Origin of the sequence: Trichocoleus sp. ST-U1, from assembly GCF_039961835.1 — a bacterium.
Lineage (GTDB): Bacteria > Cyanobacteriota > Cyanobacteriia > Cyanobacteriales > FACHB-T130 > FACHB-T130.
This window is the reverse complement of sequence record NZ_JAMPJZ010000051.1, coordinates 1-18,137: the sequence shown is the minus strand read 5'-3', so window position 1 is coordinate 18,137 and position 18,137 is coordinate 1. Positions and strand designations below refer to the sequence as shown.

Annotated in this window: 17 protein-coding genes; 8 read left to right on the top strand and 9 right to left on the bottom strand. The window is 46.9% G+C overall.

All coding sequences use genetic code 11. From position 1 onward, the window contains the following. Complete coding sequence (locus NDA06_RS17560; protein ID WP_190986898.1) at positions 1-1,560, bottom strand: FAD-dependent oxidoreductase; 1,560 nt, start codon at positions 1,558-1,560, stop codon at positions 1-3. 161 nt (positions 1,561-1,721) lie between these two features. Between NDA06_RS17560 and NDA06_RS17555 the strand changes: the two genes are divergently transcribed. Next, positions 1,722-2,945: a damage-control phosphatase ARMT1 family protein gene (locus NDA06_RS17555; protein WP_190986899.1), complete on the top strand. Its 1,224-nt coding sequence runs from the start codon at positions 1,722-1,724 to the stop codon at positions 2,943-2,945. A gap of 178 nt (positions 2,946-3,123) precedes the next feature. Beyond that, the gene (locus tag NDA06_RS17550) at positions 3,124-3,417 is read left to right on the top strand and encodes a hypothetical protein (protein WP_190410007.1); all 294 of its coding nucleotides are present in this window, start codon (positions 3,124-3,126) and stop codon (positions 3,415-3,417) included. A gap of 478 nt (positions 3,418-3,895) precedes the next feature. On the opposite strand, the gene NDA06_RS17545 is transcribed toward NDA06_RS17550, so the two are convergent. Then, on the bottom strand, positions 3,896-4,168 hold the full coding sequence (locus NDA06_RS17545) for a hypothetical protein (protein ID WP_190429349.1): 273 nt from the start codon (positions 4,166-4,168) through the stop codon (positions 3,896-3,898). A gap of 308 nt (positions 4,169-4,476) precedes the next feature. Between NDA06_RS17545 and NDA06_RS17540 the strand changes: the two genes are divergently transcribed. Then, the gene (locus NDA06_RS17540; RefSeq protein WP_190675715.1) at positions 4,477-5,787 is read left to right on the top strand and encodes an HlyD family efflux transporter periplasmic adaptor subunit; all 1,311 of its coding nucleotides are present in this window, start codon (positions 4,477-4,479) and stop codon (positions 5,785-5,787) included. A gap of 107 nt (positions 5,788-5,894) precedes the next feature. Beyond that, positions 5,895-6,722 carry a SirB1 family protein gene (locus NDA06_RS17535; protein WP_190410003.1) on the top strand — a complete coding sequence of 276 codons (828 nt, stop codon included), beginning with the start codon at positions 5,895-5,897 and terminating at the stop codon, positions 6,720-6,722. A gap of 11 nt (positions 6,723-6,733) precedes the next feature. On the opposite strand, the gene NDA06_RS17530 is transcribed toward NDA06_RS17535, so the two are convergent. Further along, positions 6,734-7,192 carry an SRPBCC family protein gene (locus tag NDA06_RS17530; RefSeq protein WP_190429347.1) on the bottom strand — a complete coding sequence of 153 codons (459 nt, stop codon included), beginning with the start codon at positions 7,190-7,192 and terminating at the stop codon, positions 6,734-6,736. A gap of 275 nt (positions 7,193-7,467) precedes the next feature. Between NDA06_RS17530 and NDA06_RS17525 the strand changes: the two genes are divergently transcribed. Beyond that, complete coding sequence (locus NDA06_RS17525; RefSeq protein ID WP_190667076.1) at positions 7,468-9,228, top strand: mechanosensitive ion channel; 1,761 nt, start codon at positions 7,468-7,470, stop codon at positions 9,226-9,228. 75 nt (positions 9,229-9,303) lie between these two features. Here the strand turns inward: NDA06_RS17525 and NDA06_RS17520 are convergent, their stop codons facing one another. Next, on the bottom strand, positions 9,304-9,936 hold the full coding sequence (locus NDA06_RS17520) for an ankyrin repeat domain-containing protein (protein WP_190410000.1): 633 nt from the start codon (positions 9,934-9,936) through the stop codon (positions 9,304-9,306). A 326-nt stretch (positions 9,937-10,262) separates the two neighbouring features. After that, positions 10,263-11,669 (bottom strand): GTP-binding protein, encoded by a 1,407-nt coding sequence (locus tag NDA06_RS17515; protein ID WP_242033884.1) that lies wholly within the window; start codon positions 11,667-11,669, stop codon positions 10,263-10,265. 275 nt (positions 11,670-11,944) lie between these two features. Here NDA06_RS17515 and NDA06_RS17510 point away from each other — a divergent pair, with 275 nt between their 5' ends. Next, the gene (locus tag NDA06_RS17510; protein WP_190409998.1) at positions 11,945-12,208 is read left to right on the top strand and encodes a DUF3146 family protein; all 264 of its coding nucleotides are present in this window, start codon (positions 11,945-11,947) and stop codon (positions 12,206-12,208) included. A gap of 56 nt (positions 12,209-12,264) precedes the next feature. On the opposite strand, the gene NDA06_RS17505 is transcribed toward NDA06_RS17510, so the two are convergent. The 3 genes from NDA06_RS17505 to ntcA form a co-directional block, all read right to left on the bottom strand. After that, complete coding sequence (locus NDA06_RS17505; RefSeq protein ID WP_190527203.1) at positions 12,265-12,669, bottom strand: pre-16S rRNA-processing nuclease YqgF; 405 nt, start codon at positions 12,667-12,669, stop codon at positions 12,265-12,267. Positions 12,670-12,743: 74 nt separating this feature from the next. Beyond that, on the bottom strand, positions 12,744-14,345 hold the full coding sequence (locus NDA06_RS17500) for a DUF3084 domain-containing protein (protein WP_190409996.1): 1,602 nt from the start codon (positions 14,343-14,345) through the stop codon (positions 12,744-12,746). A 247-nt stretch (positions 14,346-14,592) separates the two neighbouring features. Further along, positions 14,593-15,264, bottom strand: a complete 672-nt coding sequence (ntcA, locus tag NDA06_RS17495) for a global nitrogen regulator NtcA (RefSeq protein ID WP_190409995.1) — start codon at positions 15,262-15,264, stop codon at positions 14,593-14,595. A 379-nt stretch (positions 15,265-15,643) separates the two neighbouring features. Between ntcA and fabI the strand changes: the two genes are divergently transcribed. After that, positions 15,644-16,420, top strand: a complete 777-nt coding sequence (gene fabI / locus NDA06_RS17490) for an enoyl-ACP reductase FabI (RefSeq protein ID WP_190409994.1) — start codon at positions 15,644-15,646, stop codon at positions 16,418-16,420. 153 nt (positions 16,421-16,573) lie between these two features. Further along, the gene (gene hisB / locus NDA06_RS17485) at positions 16,574-17,218 is read left to right on the top strand and encodes an imidazoleglycerol-phosphate dehydratase HisB (RefSeq protein WP_190532581.1); all 645 of its coding nucleotides are present in this window, start codon (positions 16,574-16,576) and stop codon (positions 17,216-17,218) included. 130 nt (positions 17,219-17,348) lie between these two features. Here hisB and NDA06_RS17480 read toward each other — a convergent pair whose 3' ends face one another. Continuing rightward, positions 17,349-18,023, bottom strand: a complete 675-nt coding sequence (locus NDA06_RS17480) for a WG repeat-containing protein (protein WP_347277076.1) — start codon at positions 18,021-18,023, stop codon at positions 17,349-17,351. Between the last annotated feature and the right edge of the window lie 114 nt (positions 18,024-18,137).

The following is an 18,137-nucleotide window of genomic DNA, read 5'->3' as shown; positions in this document are numbered from 1 at the left end:
TCACCCTAGATTCTTCAGGCTTCTGTAATCGCCTCCGGAGCCATATTTCCAAGCTTGGAGGAAGCGATCGCAGTAGTATCGAGGCAGTGGCGGTAACGTCTTCGTCCACGGTTGCAGGGCGGTTGCTAGAGGATATAAAGCCGTGTAAATTCCCAAGTTTAGGTAGTGAACCATCCAATCTAGCAGCATCGGGATTCCCACTAAGGGAATAATTCGAGCCACTAATCCGGGGTAAGTGACGGCTGTTTTTAACAGGGTTTTTGATAAAGCGGGAAACTGGACAACATCTTGTAAAAATGGGCGTAATACCTCGTCTCCCAGCTGTGCCATTGCTTGAAATACGCTAGAAAGCAACTGGTTGATTTGATTTGAGTCAACTTTTTGCTCGATTCCCACGCCCATTGTTTTTTGAAACAGCCAGGTTACAGCAATATTTGGCTGATAAGGTTGCAAAAGTGCCAAAGCATTCTTGTCGAGAGCATCTATTTGTAAAGCCTCGTGAATGCCTTCTGTTAACCGTTTCAGGTGCCGCGCCATCGCCCCAAACCCGCCAAAGCTGACGGGAGATTGGTTGCCACTGCTATCTCCTACGGGCAGAATGCGACTCCAAGGCATCTTTAATGAGTTGCGGTAAGAGGGAAAGAAGCCAAATAGCGCTCGTTGAAATTGCAGTTGGGACACTTCCACGCCTTGATATTCGGGCAACAGGCGCAGGTATTCTTCAAAGAAGAACTCTAAACTGGGACGGCTGGGGTGAGCATCCAGGTAAGTAAATAGATAAGTCGTTCTGCCATCTCGTGCTGGGAAAGCTTCCCAAAAGTATTGGCATTGATTTTGAATCGATGTGAAAGTTGCGATCAGATCGCCGGTTTCGTTACTAGGAAAGCCTTTGGCGCAACTCCCCACGACTAAGCAGACGCCTTCCGGTTTTTCTCCCTGTCGCGCTTGCTGAACAATGGGTGAAAAATGTCCCATCGCATCGATTAATAACCGCGTTTTCAAGCCGCCGGAGGCTTCCACCCTGATGCCATCTGGGTGAACCACTGCCCCTTCAAAGGGAGTGTTTTCAAACAACTGTCCGCCAGCAGCCAGAAACTTTGATTTGAGGGTGTCTAGGAGAAAAACGGGATCGACGCCGATATTCAGAACATCGCGCACCCATACCTCAGAACCGCCTAAAAAGCTGACGCGGGCGGGATTATACTCGGTTGCGATCGCTTGCTCTAATTCCGCTTCAGTCAGTAGATTCAGTTCTAAAAATACTTCTAATTCTTGACGGGAGATATTCCACTCTTGATCTCTACCGCGCAATATTCCTCTTTCAATTAAGGCAACTCGCCACCCCAATTGAGCTAAAGCAGCACCGATTAAAATTCCCAAAGTGCCGCCACAGATTACCACGTCCCAGTCTACGCTTCCTAGAGGTTCTTGGCTTTCTTTCACTACCATCGGAATCGGTGTAGTGTCTTTCTTGATGCCTTGCCAAAGGCTATCGGCTTTACGCAGTCCGAGGAGAGGATTTCCCGGTACCTGAGATAGAATCTGTTCGGTTAGGCTCATGGATATTTGCAAAAGATGCTCCCAATCCATCCTAATCGGCAAGAGTTCTCAAGCTTGAGGGTTTTGGCTTGATGCGCTTTATGTAACCAGATTTCAGAGTCAATAAAATTGCTGTTTAAGTAGAATTACTTTCGACACATGATAAAAAGCGCTATCGCCTAATGTCACAGCAGATTTTACAGCCTCGATTACCGCTTCCTCCACCGCTGATGATGTCGGAAGAAGGTTCGTTTGCAAACATGACGCTTCTGAAGCGAATGCCTGCGATCGGGCAGCGAGCGATCGCTGAAAACGACTTTCCGGCGTCGATTGTAGACAACCTGGAAACTTTGATCCGAGACTTGCCGAACGGAATCGTGCGATCGCTCAAAGATGACAATGGCCCAGATTTGGCTGCGTGGACAACATATTTGGCTCCTTTTCTGGGGAAGCGTTGGATAGACATTCCCTGGTTATTTGCAGAGTTATACTTTTTCCGGCGGATTGTGGAAGCAACCAATTACTTTCTGCCAGGATCGAGCCAAGGCGTCGATCCCTACGGATTGCAAAAACGCTTGGGTTTAGAAACGGCAATGGATTCAATCCGGGCAATTGCCGCTAGGATTGGGCATCATACAAGCGCTCGCCATACTCGTTTAATCCCACTGCTCTATTTTTCACTGTGGGGCAACCGCGCCGATCTCAGCCTTTGGCCTATTGAGGCTGGAGAAAGCGATCGCAGCCGTCAGGAAATTCAGCACGAAGAGGCTCATATTTTGGTCGATGATACACCCATCATTGCGGACAGGATTGCCAGCCTTGATGGGGGAAGAATTGACTTCATCGTCGATAATGCTGGTTTTGAACTCGTCTGCGATTTGTGGTTGGCAGATTTTCTGCTAACCACTCAGGCGGCTGAGATTTCCCTGCACCTGAAGCGGTATCCTATCTTCGTCTCAGATGCGACCATTCAGGATCTGCACCACACTTTAGAGGTTTTGGCTGCTGACGTTGATGGGGAAGTGCGATCGCTTTCTCTGCGCTTGCAAGACGCTATCGCTTCCGGTCGTTTGCGATGCTATGACGATTTATTTTGGACAATGCCCTTGCCTTTCTGGGAAATGCCCGAAGCTTTGCGACAAGAGTTAGCACCCGCCAGCCTAATTTTTATTAAAGGAGATGCTAACTACCGCCGCTGTTTAGGCAATCGCCAGTGGGACTTTACCACCCCTTTTCAAGACATTGCGTGCTACTTCCCTGCGCCCTTAGTAGCACTCCGCACGCTCAAATCGGAACTGGTGGCAGGTTTACAGCCAACTCAGATAAAAACACTTTCTGCTGAAGATCCTCAATGGTTAACCAATGGACAGCGAGGCGTCATCCAGTTCGTTGACTTCGCCGGTTAGAAGCGATCGCGAAAAGTTGCCCATACCGACTACGCACACAAAGCCGACTGCATTATTACAACCAACGGTATCAAATGCTAATCTCCCAAAAGTGGGAGGAAAAGCTGTTTTTATTTACGTAAGTTTTAAGCACGGCACAAGTTTCCAACGCTTCAAAGTTTATTTTGAGGGCAACATCATGACTGTAGGTGCAAACAACCAACCAATGCAACCTCAAGACCAATCCCTGTTTGCAGAACTATCCGAACAGGAACAAGAGGCAGTGGCTGGAGGTTTAGATTTATTCAGTTTTGACTTTGACGATTTGAAGGCTGAGATTCCCAATGGCACTCTCAATCTCAGTCCATTTAACATCAGTTTCACGATTGACGATACCAGCTATACAGCTCAACTAACAGAACCAGCAACAATATCAATCGTGGATGGAACTTTGACTGGAACTGGAGGAAATTTAACAGTTACTAGCAGTTAAATCGTCAATTTATTCGCTGCAACTATTCAGTCAAACCACATGGCAACCCCCCTATTTTAAAATTAGGGTGGGTTTTTTCATGGTTGACCAAACCCAGGCTCAAGCCACGAGTTTTTCTTTGCCATCAAGTAATAAACGCAGCATTTTTGAAAAGAGCGATCGCAAGGTACTCATCGCATTCCTTTGAAAATCTATTGCTGGTAAGAATCCTTTAATGAAGGATTCTTATCACAGAAAATTTCTTCCAAAACACGTTTTTGATGCCTTGCAGATTCCAGTTCCGTCCTTTAGGCAAAATAAAAAAGATGCGATAGAGCAAAACTGCTCTAGAGACTACTTACAAAAGAATATAGAATTGCAGCTTTTCTTTAAAAAGTGCCCCAATTCCATTGATTCTACCTGAAGAACCAGCTCAATTTTGCCTTAATAATCAATGATTTCAGGAAAAAAAGTTAATCGGACATTACTTTCAATAAGGTTATTGCAGTCCGTTGCCTCCGTCTTCAGGGAGTGTCGCTGGGATCGTTACATAACCACCTTCTTCACCAAGCCACAGGGTGATAAAATACCCCCCCTCATCGTTAACTTCCAGTGGAGTGACAACATTCCCTCCAATCGGTATGCTGCCAGGTGTCGTGGGTGTGTGAAAACCGCCTGTAATGGTGGCAGCTTCCTCATCCGTGAGTTCTTCTAGAAGATTGAACTCCACCGTTCCCAGTTCGGAAAGCGCTAGATCAAAGGGATGGGGCATAAAATCCTCCTAAATTTTCAAGTGTATTGTTGTTAACTAATTAGAGTTTTACTCGGTAGCTTAAATGACCGTACCCCTCTGAGGTAGGGTTTTACATCAAAACAAACACGCTTTCAACCAACGCGACTCCTAATTAATTTAATAATTTTAAAAAATCAACAAAAAGTATTGTGTAAATTTCAGACAACAGGCTGCGCTAGGAAAAAGCGATTAACTGCTCAAATTTTAAACGATGGCAAAGAAATTAAATTTTATTTAAAGTAAATGCAATCATAGTAGAGAACACTCATTCACTGAATGGGACAATCATGCTTAGTGACAGCAACCCCGACTTTCTCCGCCCAGTCTCTAGCGACGAATTTCTTCCTCCCATCAGCCGATGGACAACGCTAGGGGGATTGTTTTTAGTCGGTACTTTTGGGGTAGCTGTGATGCTTGCCGCTTATACGCAGTACAACATTACTGTTAAAGCTGCTGCCGTTGTGCGTCCTATAGGTGAGCTGCGAATCGTGCAAGCTGCAACAGAAGGAACGATTAAAAGCATCTCTGTGAAAGAAAATCAGGTCGTGAAACAAGGGGATGCGATCGCTATCTTGGATAATTCCCAACTCCAGACGAAAAAAAGCCAACTGCAAGGCAATATCCAGAATAACCAACAGCAACTGAGTCAAATCGCAGCTCAAATCAGTGCCCTTGACAGCCAGCAAAAGGCAGAGTGGAACTTGATGAATCGCAACATTGCCTCAGCGCAAGCGGATCTGGGTCGCAATCAACGAGACTATCAAGAAAAGCAAATTACAACGAAGGCAGAAGTGCAAGAAGCACAGGCATCTGTGGATTTAGCAAGGGTGCAGATGAATCAATATCAACAGCTAGCAAATACGGGCGCGATCGCTCAACTGCAAATCAAGGAAAAAGAAGAAGCTTTCAAAGCCGCGCAAGCGAGACTACAACGGGCAAAAGCCATGCTTAATCCCAGTGCGGCACCCGTAGTAATTGCTAACGAGCGAATCGCTCAAGAAAGAGCAACGGGTGAATCTACCTTAGCAACATTGAACAAAGAACGAAAAACCCTGATTCAGCGTCAAATTGAAATTCAAAATCAACTCAACAGCGACACCCGCGAACTCAAACAAATCGGGATGGAACTGCAAAAAAGCGTGATTCGTGCTCCAGCATCTGGCACCATCCTCAAACTAGAACTGCGAAATGCCTCTCAGGTGGTGCGTGCAGCCGAACCAATTGCTCAAATTGCTCCCAGCAACACGCCACTCATCGTGAAAGCGCGGGTAGCGGCTCAGGATATCGGGAAAGTGGCGGTTGGGCAAAAGGTACAAATGCGGGTTTCTGCCTATCCCTATCCCGATTATGGAACTCTCTCCGGAAAAGTGAGCGCGATCGCACCCGATGCGATCGCGCCTGAAAATAATAACGCCAACGCTCCTGCGGTTCCGCCCTCCTACGAAGTAACCATCCAGCCAGAAAAAATAAATCTGATCAAAGGCGATCGCCCCTATCCGATTCAACCAGGAATGGAAATTGCCGCAGAGATTATTTCTAGGGAAGAAACCGTACTAACATTTATTCTTAGAAAGGCAAGGCTGCTCACCGATTTGTAGTTAGATGGCTAGCACAGCTAAGTTACTAATTATCCTTTAGTTACAAGCGAGATAGCACGTTGTTTTCTACAATCAGAGGAAGAGTTTCGCTAAACAATTGAATTGCCATGAACTTGCCACTGGGTCGCCTATCCTTTTATCAGGAAATTAATCAGCCAGATGAGCAAATTAATCTGGCAAAAGCTGCTCTGGACATTGCTCAGGAAGAATATCCAGACCTCGACCCGGATGAATACCTCAATGCCCTCGATACAATGGCAGCGGAGATACAAGAACGCCTACCTGCCCAACGATATCCCCTGCGGGTGATTCAAACTATCAATCAGTATCTTTACGACGACTTAGGTTTTACTGGAAATAACGAGAACTATTACGATCCCCGCAATAGCTTTTTAAATGATGTAATCGATCGGCGCACTGGCATCCCGATCGCCCTAGCGCTAGTTTATTTAGAGATTGCACGACGCATTGATTTTCCGATGGTTGGGGTGGGGATGCCGGGGCATTTCCTGATTCGCCCACAGTTTGAGGATGTAGGAATCTTCGTGGATGCCTTCCATCGCGGCGAGATTCTGTTTGAGCAAGATTGCAGAGATAGACTTGCGAAGATTTACCAACAGTCAGTGCAACTGCAAGCGACTTTCGTAGAACCCGTGAGTTCTCGGCGCTTTTTGACGCGGATGCTGACAAATCTGAAAATGATTTACCTGAACCGCCAGGAGTTACAAAAAGCACTTGCCACAGTGGAACGGATTTTGCTGTTGTTCCCAGATGCACCGATGGAATTGCGCGATCGCGGTCTTCTCTACTTCCAAATGGGACGCTGGTCAGAAGCATCCCAAGATTTAAACATTTATCTAGCGATACTTCCCAATGCGGAGGATGCTGGCGTGATTCGCCAATTACTGACACAAATCGAACAAGATATCTATTAGTTATTCGCTACTTATTCGCGATCCATCTCTTCTGCGATTCGTTTGAGACGTCGCAATTGAGCTTGCATATCGGCTTTCGTCAAGGCAGCGGCGAAGGTATTAAAACCCCAACGCACGAAAGGACTGGGAATTTCAAACTCAAAGCGATTCAGCAGGCGTGTGCCCTTTCCCGTTGCCTCTGGCTGACATTCCCAGCGATCGCGTCCTTTGAAAAATCCTTCAAATCCCCAGACAATTAGCCCTGGTTCTCGCTCCACAACCACCGTTTCGAGCGTGGGTTGCAATAAGGGAATTTGAATAATAAACCGACTTTGACTCCCCACATCTGTTCGCCACTCTCCGACTGGTTCGCACCGCAACGCCGGATTCAGCCATCGATGCATTAAGACACGATCGGTAATGCAGCGCTCAACCACCGTTGCACTAGCATTGATTTGGATAGATTGCTCGAAAACTTCAGTAGGAGACATACTATACAGCTTACTGGAAGCGAACGCTACAGAAACGCAAATCGGGAAGCACCGCTAAAAGTCGGATATTTGCGATTTTTTCGCCTTATTTATCTATAAAGATAGATTAAAAACTGAGAACGTTGGTCTATATCTATCTCATCCTGTTTTAGTCAGTTTTTTATTTTCCAATCAGCAGCTAGAGAATTGATCGGCGTGTAGGATAAGTCTTGGCGATTCCTGCTTAGCAGCGTAACTTTTGTATATTTGCCCATCCGACGTTAACTCAGAACACCATGAATGGAACTTGGCAAGGAATTACACTCACTCTCTTTCGAGAGGTGCCACTCAGGTTGAACGGGTTGTTAGCGCAGAGTACACCCGTACCGGCGGCTGAAACCGCTCCCGCAACCAATAATTTTTCGGTTGACAGTATTATCTCAGGGCTGGGTCTCAACCTAGGCAATTCGCTAGTGGATCTGATTAAGGCGATCCTAGCGTTAGTCGTTGGCTTGATCGTGGCTTCACTGGCGGCGGCGGCGGTGCGAGGACTGCTGAATCGCACAAACATCGATAATCGTTTAGCAGCTTGGATTACGGGTCGCCAAGGGGCTGAAGAAGGGCCACCTGTGGAGAAATGGATCTCCAGCGTGGTGTTCTGGCTGATTATGCTCTTTGCCATCGTTGCTAGTTTACAGACGTTAAAACTAACAGCGGTTGCTGGCCCTCTTAACACTCTGTTAGAGCAAGTTACTCAGTTCATCCCCAAACTGGTCAGTGCAGCGATTCTGTTAGGAATTGCCTGGGTACTGGCAACCTTGACAAAGCTAGTGGTAACGCGGGGACTGCGGGCGCTGCGGTTAGACGAACGTTTGGGCGAACAAACGGGAGGTACGGCACCGGGGGATACGACGCCAGGGGGTACGACGCCAAGGACAAACCAGTATTCTCTGAGCGATACCTTAGGCAACGCTCTGTACTGGTTCATCTTTTTGCTATTTTTACCGCTGATCTTAGATGCCCTACAGCTACAGCAGGCACTGGGTCCGGTTAATAACCTGCTAAATCAAATTTTGGCAGCAGTACCGAATATTTTGACGGCTATCGTCATCGGTGCAGCAGGTTGGTTGCTGGCGCAGGTGGTGCGGCGGATTGTTACGAATCTGCTGACAGCAACCGGAACGGATCGGTTGGGTGCGAGATTTGGAATTTCACGGGCAACCGGCGGACAAACGCTTTCTTGGCTGATCGGGACAATTGTTTTTGTTCTGATTTTAATCCCCACCGCGATCGCTGCTCTCAATGCTTTGGGAATTGCGGCAATTTCGGTTCCAGCGATCGCCATGTTGACCCAGATTCTCAACGCGATTCCGCTAATCTTTACAGCGGCGTTGATTCTCGGCATCGCTTATGTAGTTGGACACTTTGTTTCAGAGTTAGTCACCAACATCCTCACCAGCATCGGATTCAACAATATTTTCTACTGGCTGGGACTCCAATCTAAGCCTTACACCCGCGCCACGCCAATTCTACCTCCGGCTCCAGAGGCACAGATACCGCCTACCGGACAAGAAACTATCCTTCAGGAACCGACGCCTCCCACCCGCACCCCGTCAGAACTCGCCGGGATTGTGGTATTGGTTGGCATTATGCTGTTTGCGACAGTAGCAGCAACCAATATTCTGCAAATTCCGGCGCTGACTCTGTTGGTCAGCGGCATTGTGGTGATATTAGGTCGCATTCTCGCCGGTTTGGTGGTGTTTGCGATTGGTCTGTATCTCGCGAACCTCGCCTTTAACTTGATTACCAGTTCCGGTACTCGCCAAGCGCGGATACTCGGACAAACTGCTCGGATTGCGATTATCGCCCTGGTTTCAGCAATGGCGCTGCAACAGATGGGAATTGCTAGCGATATCGTTAACTTAGCTTTTGGATTGCTATTGGGAGCGATCGCTGTCGCGATCGCCTTGGCTTTCGGGTTGGGTAGCCGCGATGTTGCAGCTGGGCAAGTCCGCGAATGGCTGGCATCCTTTAAAGAAGATAAAACGCCTCGCTAATCACAAATTTTCTTGGTCAGTTAAACGTAGGGTGGGCATCCGTGTCCACCCTTTTCAAATGTTCCTCACGCACCATCATTCCTTAGTACCTGCTTGCTTGAGCAACTCAAGTATTTTGGTGTGTCCTTTATACTTGGCAATATCTAAGGGTGAGTTTCCATTCTTGTCTTGTTCTGTTACATTAGCCCCTTGGTTAATTAAGCTTTTAACCTCATCAATATTGTTTCTAGCTATAGCCAATAAGAGTTTGTCATTTTCATTCTGACTTTGTCCTAAAGACTCTTCCCAGTCTGCCCAAGACTGTTCTAGTTCATGCTTTTCCTCTAGTTCTAATTCTTTTTCAATATCTTTAAGGGTAATAATAAGGCGATTCAGTATAGCTTTTTGCTCTCGATTTAGGAAAATCTCATTGATTTTTTCAATTCGGCTGCAAAATAAGTCTGAAAAACCTCTCTCTTGCAAAACACTTCTGGCTAGCCTGGGGAGAAAGTAACACAAAGCTTCATCCGAAATGAGCGAGTAATCACAGATCATCATTGAGCATTGCTCGTCGCTCATTTCATCTTTTAAAACTTCACCAAAATCTCGCTGAATCGCTAAATATTCACCCTCAATAACTCCCTTTTTTGGAAGAATAGGGATGATCAAAGGCTTTTTGAAGGCTGAGAAAGCTTGGTTAATATCATCTAATAAAGACTTATCTTCCATTCTTTTTGCTATAGAGGTTGGAAAAAAGAGAGTTTACAATTTATTTATAATATCTATATTTTGATTTGCTTTTTAGTACCTTTTCTGGAACTCGCGCAGAGGACATTGTCCTCCGCGCTCCAACTACAACGTCTAGTCAGACAAATACAATTACTATATTATGACTTTAACATGCACAAAACAAGCATTTTATTATAAGTATATTCGAGCTAAATAAAATACATCGATCAGTTGCACTGATCGATGTATTTATAAATCGAATTAGATGAATTTCAAGTAATAAAAAACAAGCGATCGCTTGTTTTTAAAAAGAGCGATCGCTTGTTTTAATTCACTAACTTTGCACTCAACTCATTCTTAATCCGATTCAAAATTGAGGCTTCATCCAGTGAAGTCAGAATGCGACTTACCACGGCTTTTGGGCCATCGGGACCCCAGGAAGCGCCGTTCGCCAAGTAAGTCTTAGTGACTTGTCCAATCCCGTAAGAAGAAACCCCTGAAACACCTGCCTGAGTCACGGCAACTGATAGATAGGGACCTAAAGACACCCCACCCGTTGCGGGTGCGGAGAGTCCTAAGAGACTTTTCAGGGAACTCAGTCCCAAAGTTGCCAAAAGTTCGCTAGCACTAATTCCGCCCATACTGATGGCAATTTTTTGTAGCAGTCCCACCGCTCCCGGCTGGGTCATGGGGATGCCGTAGAGTTTAGATAAGGTGAGAATCATTGCCACGTCGATGACGGCACCGCTGAGGAGATCGACAACCGTGACCGGGTTGAGGGCGATCGCAACTGCCTTCGTCATCACCCCTTTCCAGATGATCTGATTCGCACTTTCATCGCGAATCTGCATCTTCCTAGCAATCATCTGTTCGTTCACATCATCGGCATACAGCATGGTGTTGAGCGCTACCAAAGCCTTGCCTTCTCGGTGCAAAATTTCCAGAATTTTCAGCTTCAAATCCAGAACTTGGGGCGTTCCCGGTCGTCGCTGCACTGCCCTCGTTCCGTCAGGACGGCGAACCGCCTGCGCCACCAGGGGAGAGGCGGCGACCATCACAATTTCATCTGGTGAGAGCAATTCCCGCACCCGTTCATCCCGGATTTTGCGGTAAATCGCCATCCGGTCGGCATCCGGATACTGGTCAATTTTGTTAAATACCAGCAACATCGGTTTACCGACTTCCCGCAATTGCGATAGCGCCTCGTATTCCACCTTGTTCATGTCGCCCGAAATGACAAACAGCAGCAAGTCTGCTTGTCTGGCAACTTGTCTGGCTAAGGTTTCGCGGGTTTCTCCGTCTACTTCGTCAATTCCAGGGGTGTCAATTAGCTCGATTTGGGAATTGCCCGCACTCGGCAGCGTGACTCGTAGGATATCGCTGACGCTTCCCGCCTCATTCTCCTGAGTCAGTTGCCAGCTGGCACCTTGATGGGTGCGGGTGACGCCATGAAGTGGTCCCGTTTCAAACACGTTCTGACCTAATAAGGCGTTTAGTACTGAAGATTTACCCCGTCCCACCATCCCAAAGGCGGCAATCTGGACGACTGAGCGATCTAGCTTCTCCAGCATCGTTGCCAAATCATTAATCTCGGATTCCAGTCCCGTCCGCTCTTGAGGAGTGAGATCCAGGTTATCTACCAAGTCTCGCAGAGCATTTTGCGCCTTTTTGTAATTCAGTTCTGCTTGGATGTCATCAAAGCTCAAAATGGCGTTATCTAGTTCCCGATCCAAATCTGTCGCGTCCGGGGTTTGTGAAGGGAACTGGCTGGCATTTGGGGTTCGGTCAGACGATAAACGACTCAAAATTGCACCTTTTTTGCTCAGATGTTACTCTTCTTTCATCCTAGTCAATACCGATCTAGTCTGGCACTTTCCATATCCAGAGGGATATTTTTACTCGGTTCGTGCCAGCTCAGTATCAGCTGTGAGAATGATGTTATCTCGAAGGCGATCGCAATAAGTTTAGTATTGTTGCTGAATGAAGGTATTTGATCGGCACAGCGATTGTGAGTTCTAAGCGTTTACCTCAAACTACTGCCCACGTCCGAATTACCCATCTTTCCTGGCAACGGGGCTTTCTAGCAGGGGAAGTCACGGCGGCAGAATATGAATGGCAGTTCCAGTGGTGTTTCCGACAGGGTCAATTGTCGGTGACACCTTCTTTGGGACGCGCTTTAATTCAGGAACCTCTGGGTCGATTTTTAGAACAGAAAGATTACCAGCTAGAGCCTGGAGGGGACTATGCGTTTACGATCCGGGCGGAACTTTAAAAGTTTTGAGTTTTGAGTTCAGTTTAAATTAAGAAAGTTAAGAATGACAGAGTTTCCTAGTTCCTCGTCTCTCGTTGCTTCATGTATCTTTCGATGAGGAGGATGGCAACAATGTCATCGATTGGTCGGGGTAGACTCCGCATCCCTTGGGGAATCAGGCGTCCTAAACCTTGGGGAGGGTACATTTGCCAATAGCGATCGCGTGCTTCCAATGTACTGTAGCGCTCATCTACCAGGACAATTGGCACCGACGTTGGAAATTGCTGAAGTTTCTTTTTCCAACTTTTGGAAGTGGTTTGATCGCCCATCACTAGAGTATCAATCGGAAATTTTTCACACAACTCAAGGAGCGTTGCGATCGCTGCTTCTGCTGGTACAACCTGGTGGTAATGCAGAGAATTGTCTTTCCCCACTACGGCTAAACCACACTTATCGCGCCCTGGATCGAACCCTAAAATCATCTGAATTGGCTAATCGCTAATTTACAAATGGTTAATTGCCATTAGTCATCATCTCATCACTAATGACTAATAAATTACATCCTGACCACAACTTCTCCGTCTTCAACCGCCTCCAAATTTAATTTCATGGGTCCGGCAATATAGGCGTCCTCAGCCACGACCGCTTTCAGAGAAATCGGCTTATTGTGCTTTTTCAACTGCTCGATAAACCGAATCAAGCTAACAATTCGATTATCGCCAACCTGAACTGTATCGCCCAAAATCCCCGCGCGAGTAGCTCGGAACTGGGATGCTCCAAGCAGCAGGTCAATCCGCTGCCGAATTTGTTGGTCGGTCATGTTTGAAGGATCGGCAGATGTCGTTGCTACGACTTCACCAGTGCGGAATACAACTTGATTGGGTGCGGCGTCTGCAAAGACTTGTACCTGCTTTTCTCCCTGGACATAGTTACCAGCCGAAAAAACTCGGACTACATAGTTTCGACCATCCTGAATCTGGTTGATCAGTTGCTCGACCTGTGCCTCTGTAATTTGCACGACCCGTTCGTTCGCCACCTTGTTGAGACCGGGTTGGGTCGCTTTAATCGCTGTCCGATTCGCTTCCCGTAACAGCTGCTCAATGACCTGTCGGGCTGCGGCTGGCTCGACAATACGAAAAACGCCCGCCGCCAGAACCTGACCGCGCAGCAGTGCCAGACTACCCTGACGCAAAGTTTGATAAGACTGGTAATACTGTTCTAAGGTTGCCACTTCCTGCTCTAGGGAAGCTTGTTGTTTTTCGAGTTCTTTAAGGCGATTTTCTCGCTGGGCAATCACCTCATCTCGTTGAGAAATTTTGTTGTCAAGTAGAGATAAGGCTTTGTCTCGCTGGGCAATTTGCTCGTCGCGATCGCTCAGGCTCTTCCGAAAGGCAGCAAGTTTCTCATCAAGTTCGACAAGGGCTTGATCCCGCTTGAGAATTTGCTCATCGCGTTGGCTAATTGCTCGGTCTTGCTGGGCAATTTTTTGGTCGCGCTGAGTCACTTTCGCTTTGAATTCAGTAATTTCAGCTCTGACTTGATTTCGCTGCTGGAGGAGTTCTTGGCGTTCTGCTTGAAGTTGTTGGATTTCGGAACGTAGCGTCTTGGCTTGCCCTGAGACAGATGTAAGCTGTTTTTGGGTTTGCTGAAAGCTGCTGGCAACCCGGGTCAGTTCGCTTTGAGTCTGATTTAGTTGCGCCTCCGTCTGGCCTTGTTTAGCCAGCGCAGCTGCCAAAGATCGATTAATCGCATCTAAGCGCTGCTGAGCGACAGATTGCTGGGTGCGAGCTTGAGCGAGTTCCTTCTCTACTTGCTCTTTTTGGGCGGCGGTTTTAGCAAGTTCGCTTTCGGTTTTCCGTTTCTGCTCGTTCGCTTTAGCAATATCCTTACTTGCTGTCTTGAGTTTTTTCTGCACTTCTTGGAGTCTAAAAACTCCAATCCGCAATTGTTCGCTGGTCGCGAAGATGATTGTTAGTGTTGAGGCAGAAATCGTTAGCCCTGTCAGAATCGTTACCAAAACAGCTGTTTTGCGGGGACGCAGATTGAACAACGACAGGCGTGCTTTTCCCACGCGCGTGCCAATGCGATCGCCTACCGTTGCGATGACGCTTCCCAACACTAAAATAGACAAAATCAGGAAGAGCGCACTGTCGGTCATTGTCTGCTACAGTCATTCCAGTTACAGCCTATCGCATCGCAGGCTAGAGAAAGGGTTAACAGGAATTAAAGATCGAAGGTGAAATCGGAAAGGTTAAAGGTTGGAAGGTTGAAAACTATCCGCTTAAAACCTGACACCTTTTAACTCAACTCCCGACTAAATGTTAAAACTGGATAACCTGCTCGCGCTACCATGCCGTTTTAACCAACAACCTAACCTACAACCTGACGAGAGCCTCTAGCTGTTTTCAAGTAAACTGCTGACTCAGTGTAACTGGGTTGTGTACCGTAATTTTTTTCTTGTGGATAGAAATCATTTTTTCCTCCCGCAAATCTCCCAGTAAGCGGGTGACAGTTACCCTGGTGGAGCCGATTGCTTCTGCGATCGCTTGATGAGAAAGCTTCAGATCGATCGTAATTCCATTGGCGGTAGGAACGCCAAAATCACGGCACAGAATCAATAGAAAACTCACCAAGCGCGATCCCATATCTCGGTGAGCTAATGTCTCAATCATCATTTCTGTTTGCAAAATGCGCGAAGAAAGCCCTCGCAGCATCAACATCGATAGCTCCGGATTATCCTTGAGCGATTGCTCTACCTGATCGATCGGTGCCGAAAGCAGCTCCACTGGCGTAAATGCTACAGCGTGATAAAACCGATCCGAACGATGCCCTGTAATTAAGGACAGTACTCCAAAAACGCTGTTTTCTCGCAGCAGCGCCACGGTAATTTCTTCCCCAGCTTCATACACGCGAGACAGCTTTACTGCACCTTTGAGCAAAAAGTATACCCGTTCAGCCGGGTCTCCTGGGAAAAAGATCGTCTTGCCCCGCTCAAAAGTTTCCACCACGGGTGGAAACGCCCCACCTCCCAGTTGACGGAACACAGCTGCTAGCGGTCTATCTTGCGTCACTGCCACTTCCTTTTTCCTAAATGCTGCCCTACAGACTTCTGCAACTTTCTGTCGGAGGAACTTTAACCATAGCAAAACAACTATGAGAGTTTTCTGACATTAGACACAGATAAACTGACTTCCAAGCGGTTTTTGTGCTATTTGATACAAAATTTTAAAGTAGTTTCCCCGGCTACCTTCTTTAGTTCTCTCCCTGCTCAAGGCAAGTAAGATTATGACGGAAAATGTTGATATCTTGACAGTATCTGCGCTATCGGGTGGGATGCATGGTGAGTAAGGAGGCACGCTCCTTACCCGTACTAGACAGCCTTGCTCCGGGCGATCGCGATCTTGAATACTCCCCTAAATCGGATATCCTCTAATATTGCCTTCAAAATCGACATTTATGCTAGATTTAACCGGAAAAAACGCCCTTGTCACCGGCATTGCCAACAATCGATCGATCGCCTGGGGGATTGCTCAGCAACTGCACCAAGCGGGTGCGAATCTAGGAGTGACTTACCTGCCAGACGACCGAGGCCGCTTTGAAAAAAAAGTGGCAGAGTTGGTAGAACCCCTCAACCCCAGCTTATTTTTACCCTGCGATGTCCAGAATGAGACCCAAATTCAGTCTACATTTGACGCCATCCGCGATAAGTGGGGCAAGCTAGACATCCTGATCCATTGTCTTGCTTTTGCGAACAAGGAAGATTTATCAGGTGATTTTAGCAACACTACCCGCGCTGGCTTCACCCAAGCTCTAGAAATTAGTACCTATTCTCTGGTGCAACTTGCTGGGTCAGCAAAACCACTGATGACAGAAGGTGGCAGCATTGTCACGCTGACTTATCTAGGCGGCGTTAAGGTGATCCCCAACTACAACGTCATGGGAATTGCCAAGTCTGGATTGGAAATGAGTGTCCGTTACCTGGCATCTGAATTAGGTCCACAGAATATTCGCGTGAATGCAATTTCGGCAGGTCCCATCCGCACTTTGGCATCGTCGGCGGTAGGTGGCATCCTGGATATGATCCATCACGTTGAGGAAGTAGCACCCCTGCGACGCACTGTAACTCAGAAAGAAGTGGGAAATGCGGCTGCTTTCTTGTGTAGCGATTTGGCAAGTGGCATTACAGGTCAGGTGCTGTATGTCGATGCGGGATACGAGATTATGGGGATGTAAAAAGAATCAAACATTAAAAATTAAAAATTAAAAAGCAAAGATTCTGCTAATTTTTAATTTTTAATTTTGCATTTTTAAGGCTTTCGCGTCTCCCAGATGCTCAGTAACGTAGGATAATAAACTTAACTTTATTTTCTTGAGTGAGCATCTGCGATGCAGGCACGCGATCGCCAATTTACACCTTCTCCAAGCATTGAACAGCTTTTGTCTCCTCGCATGGCAAGGGTTCCCCGCAAGACGGGCGAAACGGATGTCATCGTCACCGTCAAATTAGACGGGAATGGCACTTGCAATGCCAAAACCGGCATTCCGTTTTTAGACCATATGCTGCATCAAATCGCCTCTCACAGCCTGATTGATTTGGATGTAGCCGCGACGGGAGACTTGGAAATTGATGACCACCATACCAATGAAGATGTGGGAATTACCCTAGGAATGGCGTTGCATCAAGCACTGGGCGATCGCAAAGGAATTGTCCGATTTGGGAATTTCCTCGCCCCTCTCGATGAAGCGTTGGTTCAGGTAGCGTTAGATTTTTCCGGACGTCCTCATCTGAGTTATGGCTTAGAGATTCCCACTCAGCGAGTCGGGACTTATGACACCCAGCTGGTGCGGGAATTTTTTGTGGCGTTGGTCAATCACAGCCAGATGACGCTGCACATTCGCCAACTAGATGGAATTAATTCGCACCACATTATTGAAGCGACGTTCAAAGCGTTTGCGCGATCGCTCCGCATGGCAATCGAAGTTGATCCCCGTCGTGGCGGTACGATCCCCAGTTCTAAAGGCGTGTTATAGGTTTCCTTGCAAATACACTCCGATAAAGGCAACGAGAGCCGGGGAAATCCTCACCAGGCTCTCGCTTCATTCTGCTGAAGTTTCCGCGACCACTGACTCTCAATTCTTCTATGTCTTCAGAAATGAGAACTTATGGAAGAGGTTTGCGGATATAGCCATATTTATTGCCAATCTTAACTTTTGCTAGCCCTTGCGAAAAAGATTGAGCGCTATCAAATTGGGGTTTAATTACGAATTTGCCACTCTTATTGATATAGCCCCATTTGTCGCCGTTCTTTACCGCTGCTAGGTCTTCTGAAAAGTTATAAATATTATCAAATTGTGGGGGAATGACAACATTGCTTGCCTTGTCAATATAGCCTACCTTAGTGTCTATCGTTATGCCCGCCAGCCTTTGAGAAAAGTCCCCAGCCCAATCAAATTGGAGTGGAATAACAAGATATCCCATTTTGTCAATATAGCCCCACTTATTATTACTGGATATCACTGCTAGTCCTTCCGAAAAAAACTTAGCTTCCTCAAATTCCAACGGAACAATAACGTCTCCCCGATTATCGATATAGCCCCATTTGTTGTCTTTTTTGACTGGCGCGAGTCCTAGGGCTGATTCACTGCGATCGCTTATAGAAAAAGATTCAGCAACATCAAACTGGGGCTGAATGACGAAGTTGCCTTTCTTGCCGATATAGCCCCACTTTTTACCGATTTCTACCGCCGCCAGCGCTAACGCAGTGCGATCGCTTATAGAAAAAGATTCAGCAAAATCAAATTTTGGGTTAATTACCAAGTTCCCTTTCTTATCAATATACAGCAGATTGCAAGTTCATGAAGTACAGTAGCAGCAGTTTGTGAACCAGTTGCGTAGGTGTTTTGGATTGACTAAATCAAGTGCAGTAGCAAGCAAAGTATCAACCATTTT